The organism is Craurococcus roseus (assembly GCF_039523795.1).
Classification (GTDB): domain Bacteria; phylum Pseudomonadota; class Alphaproteobacteria; order Acetobacterales; family Acetobacteraceae; genus Craurococcus; species Craurococcus roseus.
In genome coordinates this window covers 13,832-21,394 of the sequence record NZ_BAAAFZ010000006.1, presented here as the reverse complement: position 1 = coordinate 21,394, position 7,563 = coordinate 13,832, and the positions used below count along the sequence as shown (strand labels likewise).

The window sequence follows — 7,563 nt, the reverse complement described above, 5'->3', positions numbered from 1 at the left end:
CACCCGCCATACCCGCTCTCCGAGAAGGACAAAGCCGGCTTGGTGGACCTCTGCGCGTTGGTGTTGCACCGAGACGTGCTCTCCGAGGATTTTACAGGCCTCGTCTTTGCTGGCTTCGGCGCTGATGAGATGTTCCCTTCTCTGCGCGCCTTCGAAATCGACGGGGTGATCGCTGACAGACTGAAAAAGCGGCAGGTAGAGAGCTTCGACGCGAATCGCAACGAGTTGTCTGCCCGGATACTGCCTTTTGCGCAGAAAGACATCGTAGACCGCTTTCTGGACGGCATAGACGCCGAGCTTGAAAGCGGACTTGAAGATTACCTCTCGCGCGCACTCGCCGCGATAAAGCAACACGCCTTCGACGGGGTAAAAGGAACAAGAAAGGCGGCAAAAGCGGCGGTCGAAGGCCAGATCAGCCTATTGAGCGAAGCTGTCTTGCAGCACTACCGCGAAGACTTCATGCCCGCAGCCAAGGGGAAACTCCGCAAACAGATGGAGGATACGGTTTTGTTCATGCCAAAGCCGTAACTCACGGAGCTTGCGGAAGCACTGGTCAGCATCACGTCTATGAAGAGGCGCTTCTCAACAGAGAAGGAAACAGTTGCGGTCCCGATAGATGTTGCAATAATATCAAAGACGGAGGGCTTCGTTTGGGTAAAGCGGAAGCATTATTTTGATAAGGAACTAAACCCTGGATACTTTGTTAGGAAGTATGGGGTGAGTGCGACCAACGCTGGTAGAAGGGAGGGTGGAGATGCGGCGTAAGCGGATCGAGGCGGACCGAGACGCTGCCGTGCGGAGCACACCGGACCACGATGATCCCGGCAGCGAGCAGAGCATCAAGAAGTTTGCGGCCGAGATGGCTGCCGATCTCGCCACGAAGATTGAGGAGATGTCGCGGCGGCGGCAGCAGGACCGAGCCAAAACCGAACAGGACGCTTGAGGCTCAAGCATGAGGTCTAGTGTGAATGGAGGCGTAAATCGCCTCCATTCCACGACGCGCGGCCATTCTGACCCTGCTCTGCGAAGGCGACGCGCTGCGCACCACAACTCGGATCGCCGGCATCAGCATAGATACAGTGACGAAGCTGCTGGTGGATGTTGGCCGGGCTTGTGGAGCTTTCCACGACCGGGCGGTGCGCGGCGTGCAGGCCCAGCAAGTCGAGCGTTACGAAACTTGGTCCTTCACCCACAAAGCGAAGAACATGGCCGCCAAGGCGGCCCCGGAGGGGACCGGCGATGTCTGGACGTGGACGGCTCTCGATGCCGACACCAAGCTGGCAGTCGGGTGGTTGGTCGGGGGCCAGGACGCGGCAAAGACATCGTGGTCCTGGTGGAAGCGGCTTAAGCCGCCGAAGGACCGGAGAAGCGCGGCCCTCGCAAGCCGCGCCAGCCGAAGGCGCCGCCGGCCTTCCCGACGCCTGGGATGCTTGACGCAGCGCCGGCGAATGTAGGAAGATAGTCCAGGGTTCCGGCAGGCGGACCCGTCGCGGCGTCGGTCGCGGCAAACCGAGCGGGCCGCCTGGGTATCCACGCCGAGGGGCGCCGAAGAAGGGAGCGCCCCCGATGCCGCACGCCTTCCATCCGCCCGAAAAAGCCGAGACGCCGAACCGAGCCGCCCCACGCTCGGCCTCCGCCCCGCGGGCGCATGATGCTGCGCCTCCGCGGCCCCGACCTTGCGCATCCGCCCGCAACACGGAAGAGGCCCCGCCGCAGCGGCCCGCCCCGGCATTTTGTCCGAAAGGCGCAAAACGCGAAGCGGCGGCATCGCCCCGGCGATTTGTCCGGATCGCGCGAACCGCCGCCGCCGGGTCGGGCCGCCTCGCCGCGATCGGCCATTCGGAAGCCGCGCGAGCCACGGCGCCGCCACCGTCCCGGGCATTTGTCCGAAACACGCAAAACGCCGCGGCGGAGCGCCCCACGGCGAGCGCCCGTCCGGCGGGCGGGAAAGGCGGGGCGGTCGCCTCGCCCGGCCCATTCGTCCGAAACGCGCAAAACGCCGGCCCCGGCGGCCGCGCAAGCGGAAGGAGCCGCCCGCCGGGAACCCGGCGCCGTGCCCGCGTTCTCGGCCTGAGCGGACCGCGGACCGGCCGGGGCGGCATTGCCGCCTCCGCGGATGCGGTCGAGACTGCGGCGCAGCCATCCGTGAACAACGAGAAGCGGGGAACGATGTCCGAAGCAGCGACGCTCGTCGCCGAAACCAAGCCGCAAGAAGCCGAGCACTTCGACGTCCTGGTGGCCGGGTCCGGGATCTCCGGGATCGGCGGCGCCTACCACCTGACGAAGCAATGCCCGAACAAGAGCTTCGTCGTCCTCGAGGAGCAAGAGAGCTTCGGCGGCACCTGGCTCACGCACAAATACCCCGGCATCCGCTCCGACAGCGACCTGTTCACCTTCGGCTACCGCTTCAAGCCGTGGACCGGCACGCCGATCGCCACCGCCGCCGAGATCCTGAAGTACATGGGCGAGGTGATCGAGGAGAACGGCCTCGCCCCCCGCATCCGCTACCGGCACCGGATCGTCTCGGCGAGCTGGTCGAGCGGGGACAAGCTCTGGACGATCCAGGCCGTCCGGAAGGACACCGGCGAGGCCGTCCGCTTCACCGCCAACTTCCTCTGGATGTGCCAGGGCTACTACCGCCACTCCGAAGGCTACACGCCCGAGTGGCCCGGCATGGACCGCTTCAAGGGCCTGATCGTCCACCCGCAGACCTGGCCTGAGGACCTGGACCTGTCGGGCAAGAAGGTCGTCGTCATCGGCTCCGGCGCCACCGCCGCGACGCTGGTGCCGGCCATCGCCGGCAAGTGCGCCCACGTCACCATGCTGCAGCGCTCGCCGACCTGGTTCCGCACCGGCCGCAACGCCATCGAGATCGCCGACGAGCTGCGCGAATTGGGCGTCGATCCGGCGTGGATACACGAGATCGTCCGCCGCAAGATCCTGCTGGAGCAGGACAAGTTCACCCGCCGCACCTTCACCGAGCCGGAGGGCGCGGGGCAGGACCTCCTGGCGCAGGTCCGCGCCATCCTCGGCCCGGACTACGACATGGGCACGCACTTCACGCCGAGCTACCGGCCCTGGCGGCAACGCATCGCCTTCGTGCCGGACGGCGACCTCTTCCACGCCATCGCCGCCGGCACGGCCTCGGTCGTGACCGACGGGATCGAAGGCTTCGCCGAGGACGGCATCCTGCTGAAGTCCGGCAAGCTCCTCGAAGCCGACGTGGTCGTCACCGCCACGGGCTTCCACCTCAGCGCGCTCGGCGACATCGACTTCGAGATCGACGGCGAGCCGCTCGCCTTCTCCGAAACCGTCACCTACCGCGGCATGATGTTCACCGGCGTGCCCAACATGGCCTGGGTGTTCGGCTACTTCCGCGCCAGTTGGACCCTGCGGGCGGACCTGGTCGCCGACTTCGTGTGCCGGCTGCTCAACCGCATGGACGAGAAGGGCGCGCGCAAGGTGACGGTGGCCCTCCGCCCCGAGGACAAGGACATGCCCTTGCTGCCTTGGATCGACCCGGAGGACTTCAACCCCGGCTACCTCATGCGCGGCATGCACCTGCTGCCGAAGCGTGGGAACAAGCGCGAATGGCAGCACACCCAGGACCACTGGCGCGAAAAGGACGAACTGCCCGCCATCGACCTCGACGACCCGGCCTTCGTGTACGAGTGACGACGCGCGTGGGGCGCCGCCCACTCCCCGGGCCGCCCGTTCAGCCGGGTGGCAGCGGCGACACGCCGACCACGGGCGCGTGCAAGGCCAGCAGCGCGAGCCACAGCAACAAGCCCAGGCCGAGCCGCCAGGGCTCGGGCAGGGCCGAGGGCCGCCACCGCCCGTCAACGAGCGCGGCGAGCGGCCAACCCGAGGTGCGCGCCGCCAGCCTGTTCCATTCGCCCGCCCCGATGAGGCGCCGCTTGCGCCGGTCGATGATCCGCATGCCGAGCAGCGCGAAGCCGGCGAAGGCGCCGAACAGCGCCACATGCGCCAGATCGCCGTTCGCCACGGCGTGCGCGCCGGCCCAGAGCGCGAGGGCGAGCAGCAGCGGGTGCCGCGACACCCCGGCGACGCCCGGCCGCTCCGGGTCGAAGCCGTCCGCGCGGCCGCCGAAGGAAAGCGGGTTGGGCGCGCCGAGGCCGAAGGCAACCAGCAGGCAGGCCGCCGGCATGGCCAGGTTCGGCACCCAGGCCTGCCACGGAGCGGGGCCCCACAAGGCGACGTAAGGCGCCCGCCCCGCCGCGGCGATCAGCCAAGCGAGCGCCGCCAGCGAAACCAAGCTGTACGTCAGGAGATAGCCCCGCTCGCCGAGAGCGGCGGCGAGCGGCCGCCGCAGGGCCGGCCGCGCCGGCAGCGCGTGGGACAGCAGGAAGGCCGCGAAGGCCACGAACAACTCGCCCCATCCCCCCATCGCGCGCCCCTCGGACTTCGCCTCCCCCAAACCGCACGGTGGCGCGGCCCGCCAGATGCGAACCGCTTCCTTGGCAGACCGACGGCCGCTTCGCACCCGCGTGTGCCGGCGCCTTGGCGCGAGGGGAGGAGGTCGGCAAGGGGGCCGCGCAGCCCCTGCGGCGGGCGTTGGAGGCCTTGTCCGAAGGTCGGGCGGCCGGACGCCAGATGGGCGCAACTTACAAAATGCAGTGGCTACATAGAAGGTGAATCGCTATATATGGAGCGTGCCGCCTCGCTTCGGCGGCCGAGAGAAGGATTCGCAATGGACGGTTCCCTGCCCGGCATGCGCCCGCGGCGCCCCGCCGCCATCCCCGGCGCGAGCTTCGGGGAGGCGAAGCTCGCGCCGCGCGCACTCGACCCCGGCATGGGCCTCGCCGTCGCCCGCCGGACCGTCTTCCGCTCCGAGGACCGGGAGGATTTCGGCCGCGTCGCGGACCGGGTCGCGGCGGGCAACATGGCCTTGGCCGGGCGCCGCGCCGACCCGGTCGAGGAGGCGCGGCTGCGCAACGCCATTGCGACCGGCGCCCTCCTCACCTCCGGCCGCCACCTCCAGCACGGCGACGCGCAACAGCCCGGGCGCAACATGGAGGTGTTCACCAACTGCGCGACGGCCATCGCCTCCTTCACGCTGTTCTACCTGCTGCTGAACGGCAGCGGCGTCGGGCGCAGCTACGACGACGAGCTGGTCGCGGTGGACTGGGCCAGGGCGCCGCGGCTGCTCCTGCACCTTTCGCCATCGCACCCCGACTTCCCCGGCACGCGCGAGGACCTGCACCGCTTCGGCGTCGAGTTCGACCTGTTGCCCTGGGGCACCGCGCCGGAGGCGATGACGGACGCGCAAGCGGCGGAGGTCCGCGCCTGGATCGCGCGCGAGTTCGTTTCCGACCCGTCCGAGGCGCCGGCAGGCGCGATCCGCCACGCCGTCGCCGACACCCGCGAGGGCTGGGCCAAGGCGGTCGAGCTGCTGGAGAGCATGGCCTTCGAGGGCGCGGCGGACCGCGCGGTGCTGCTCGACTTCTCGGCGGTGCGCCCGCGCGGCGCGCCGATCGGCGGCATGCAGGGGCGGCCCGCCTCCGGCCCCCTTTCGCTCATGCGCGGCTTCGTCAATCTGCGGAACCAGGTGATCGAACCCGCGCGCCGCCGCGCCCCCGGCGACGAGGCGCTGCGGCCCTGGGAACAGGCGCTGCTGGCGGACCATTACCTCTCCGTCGAGGTGCAGGTCGGCGGCGCCCGCCGCGCCGCGCGCATGGCCACGAAGTCTTGGCGCGACCCCGGCGTCTTCCGCTTCATCCGCGCCAAGTCGGAGGGCGGGCTCTGGACCGCCAACAACTCGGTGATGGTGGACGCCGAGTTCTGGGAAGGCGTGCGCGCCTCGCGCGCGGGCAGCGACGCGCCGGCCCACCGCCACGCCCTCGCGGTGTTCGAGGAGGCGACGCGCTGCGCCTTCATCAACGGCGAGCCCGGCTTCATCAACGGCGACAAGCTGGAGGACCACCGCACCGGCACCGCCTGGGAGAAGCCGGCGCACGAGGACGGCCGCGACGTGCGGTCCGCCCGCTACCGCGCCGACCACGCGGTGGGGCTGCTGGCGGAGCTGGGACGCCGCGCGCAAGCGGCGCGCTTCCCGGTGACGACCAATCCCTGCGGCGAGATCACGCTGCACGTCACCGGCGGCTACTGCGTGATCGCCGACTTCGCCCCCCTCTTCGCCTGCCCGGTGGACCTCGTGGAGGTCGAGCCCGGCGCCGTGCCCCCGGAGGTCGCGGCCGAGTGGGACGCGCGCGTGGAGGACAGCGTGCGCCTCGGCGTGCGCTTCCTGATGCGCGCCAACCTGATGGACGCCCTTTACGCCGAGGAGGTGCGGCGCACCAACCGCATGGGGATCGGGCCCACGGGCCTGCACGAATGGGCCTGGATGCGGTGGGGCTTCGGCTTCGCGGACCTGCTGGACGAGGAGCGCTCGGCGCCGTTCTGGGCGATGCTCGCGCGGCTGTCGGACGCGGCCAAGGCGGAGGGCGAGGCCTGCGCGGCGGAGTTCGGTCTCGGCGCGCCTTTCACCGTCACCACGGTCAAGCCGGCCGGCACCACCAGCAAGCTGTTCGGCCTGACCGAGGGCGCGCACCTGCCGGCGCGGCGCCAGTACCTGCGCTGGGTGCAGTTCAAGGGCGCGCGGCGGAACACTGGCTGGGCCGTGGACAGCGACCCGTTGCTCGGCGACTACGAGGCGCGCGGCTACCCGGTGCGCGCCCTGCGTTCCTTCCCGGGCATGGCGGTGGTCGGCTTCCCGACGCTGCCGCTGATCCAGCGCCTCGGCATCGGGGAGCGGCTGGTGACGGCGCCGGAAGCCTCGCCGGACGACCAATACCGCTGGCTCGCCCTGCTCGAACGGCACTGGATCGGCGCGGAACGGGGCAACCAAGTCTCCTACACCCTGAAGGTCTTCACCGATCGGCACGGGCTCGACGCCTTCCGCGACATGGTCCTGGAGCACCAGCCCCGCATCCGCTGCTGCGCCGTGCTGCCGAGCCGGCCGGACCACGCGCTCGGCTACGAGTACCTGCCCGAGGAGGAGGTGCCGGCCGGCCGCTTCGCGGCGCTGGTGGAGCGCATCGAGGACCCGGCGCTCCACGAGGCGGTGGACATGGCCCACCTCGCCTGCGCGTCGGGGGTCTGCCCGATCTGACCGCCGCGCGCGGGGCCCGGCGCGCGGCCCGTCCCCGCGTTTGACATTTCGCAAAGGTAAGCCGCGCGGCTGGGGCTATCCAGGCGGCCATGCACTCGGCCACCGCGCCGGGGGAAGCGCTGAAGCGGTACGCCGCGGCCTCCCTCCCCCGCTACACCAGCTACCCGACCGCGCCGCACTTCGGCCCCATCGCGGAAGGCACCTACCGCGGGTGGCTGGGCCAGGCCGGCCCGGCGCACGCGCCGTCGCTTTACGTCCACGTGCCCTTCTGCCGGTCGCTCTGCTGGTACTGCGGCTGCCACACGGCGGTCACGCGCGCCGCGCCGCGCTTGGCCCGCTACGCCGCGGCGCTGGCCGCCGAGGCGCGGCTGCTCGCCGCGGCGCTGCCGGCGCAGCACGGCGGCGCGGCGGCGCTGCACTTCGGCGGCGGC

5 protein-coding genes and 1 pseudogene are annotated in these 7,563 nt (G+C 70.4%); 5 read left to right on the top strand and 1 reads right to left on the bottom strand.

Features of this window, described 5'->3' with window-relative positions; translation table 11 throughout:
• The 3 genes from ABD067_RS01330 to ABD067_RS01320 all read left to right on the top strand — a co-directional run.
• Positions 1-528: hypothetical protein (locus ABD067_RS01330; RefSeq protein ID WP_343893329.1), on the top strand; the 528-nt coding region annotated here is incomplete at its 5' end.
• 226 nt (positions 529-754) lie between these two features.
• Positions 755-943, top strand: a complete 189-nt coding sequence (locus tag ABD067_RS01325) for a hypothetical protein (RefSeq protein ID WP_343893328.1) — start codon at positions 755-757, stop codon at positions 941-943.
• 1,226 nt (positions 944-2,169) lie between these two features.
• On the top strand, positions 2,170-3,675 hold the full coding sequence (locus ABD067_RS01320) for a flavin-containing monooxygenase (protein ID WP_343893327.1): 1,506 nt from the start codon (positions 2,170-2,172) through the stop codon (positions 3,673-3,675).
• 40 nt (positions 3,676-3,715) lie between these two features.
• Here the strand turns inward: ABD067_RS01320 and ABD067_RS01315 are convergent, their stop codons facing one another.
• Positions 3,716-4,408, bottom strand: coding sequence for an NnrU family protein (locus ABD067_RS01315; protein ID WP_343893326.1), 693 nt, complete (start codon positions 4,406-4,408; stop codon positions 3,716-3,718).
• A 303-nt stretch (positions 4,409-4,711) separates the two neighbouring features.
• Between ABD067_RS01315 and ABD067_RS01310 the strand changes: the two genes are divergently transcribed.
• Entirely contained in the window at positions 4,712-7,132 is a 2,421-nt protein-coding gene (locus ABD067_RS01310; protein ID WP_343893325.1) for a recombinase, read from the top strand.
• A gap of 89 nt (positions 7,133-7,221) precedes the next feature.
• Positions 7,222-7,563 (top strand): annotated as a pseudogene (locus ABD067_RS01305) (coproporphyrinogen III oxidase); the annotation flags it as partial.

Bases quoted from the DNA above. Each gene is read 5' to 3' on its own strand.
- ABD067_RS01310 (WP_343893325.1), top strand. From the start codon at position 4,712: ATGGACGGTTCCCTGCCCGGCATGCGCCCGCGGCGCCCCGCCGCCATC.
- ABD067_RS01320 (WP_343893327.1), top strand. From the start codon at position 2,170: ATGTCCGAAGCAGCGACGCTCGTCGCCGAAACCAAGCCGCAAGAAGCC.
- ABD067_RS01315 (WP_343893326.1), bottom strand. From the start codon at position 4,408: ATGGGGGGATGGGGCGAGTTGTTCGTGGCCTTCGCGGCCTTCCTGCTG.
- ABD067_RS01325 (WP_343893328.1), top strand. From the start codon at position 755: ATGCGGCGTAAGCGGATCGAGGCGGACCGAGACGCTGCCGTGCGGAGC.